The organism is Psychrobacter sp. 16-MNA-CIBAN-0192 (assembly GCF_040309565.1).
Taxonomy (GTDB): domain Bacteria; phylum Pseudomonadota; class Gammaproteobacteria; order Pseudomonadales; family Moraxellaceae; genus Psychrobacter.
Genome location: NZ_JBEOOX010000283.1, coordinates 1 through 270, shown reverse-complemented (window position 1 = coordinate 270; position 270 = coordinate 1). Strand labels below are relative to the sequence as shown.

Genomic DNA, 270 nt, shown 5'->3' with positions numbered 1-270 from the left:
ACATATCGCGCCCGAGTTCGCCGTATTGCCAGAGGAACAGGAAAGTCTGCCAGCTCGCCCTACTCAGGGCCACCAGCCGCTCGCGCGCATCAGTGCTGGGAGGCCTTGTGCGTTGATCGAAGTCGCCAAGATCAATAGACAACAACCAGGCGTATAGCGCCGCGACACCACCATTCTCCAGCTCTCGGCCCACAGCTTTTTGACGCTCTACCGGCAGAGTCTCCATTGGCCATAGAACCAACATTCGCCTATCACTGGGCGAGATGGGCC

At 58.9% G+C, this 270-nt stretch carries 1 pseudogene; it reads right to left on the bottom strand.

The window, feature by feature from the left end:
* Positions 1 to 226: pseudogene (locus AAEY78_RS13270) on the bottom strand (hypothetical protein); the annotation flags it as partial.
* Between the last annotated feature and the right edge of the window lie 44 nt (positions 227 to 270).